This window comes from Pseudomonas sp. BJa3, from assembly GCF_026343815.1.
GTDB classification, from domain to species: Bacteria; Pseudomonadota; Gammaproteobacteria; order Pseudomonadales; family Pseudomonadaceae; genus Aquipseudomonas; species Aquipseudomonas soli.
The window spans coordinates 1-240 of the sequence record NZ_JAOXMC010000511.1 but is presented as its reverse complement, the minus strand read 5'-3'; the positions used below and the strand labels follow the sequence as shown (position 1 = coordinate 240).

1 protein-coding gene is annotated in these 240 nt (G+C 66.2%); it reads left to right on the top strand.

From position 1 onward, the window contains the following. Positions 1-240, top strand: a 240-nt coding sequence (locus OH705_RS28605; protein WP_267303618.1) for an NAD-glutamate dehydrogenase domain-containing protein, incomplete at both ends; no start/stop codon positions are given.

Below are 240 nucleotides of genomic sequence, written 5' to 3'. Positions count from 1 at the left end.
CCGGCCTTCGAGGAGGCGTTCGCCTGCATCTGGCGCGGCGATGCGGAGAACGACGGCTTCAACAAGCTGGTCCTGGGCGCCGGCCTGGCGTGGCGCCAGGTCGCGCTGCTGCGCGGTTACTGCAAGTACTTGCTGCAGACCGGCGTGCCGTTCTCGCAGAGCTACGTCGAAGAAACGCTCAACCGCTACCCGTTGCTCGCCCGCTTGCTGGTGGAGCTGTTCGAAGCCCGTTTCGATCCG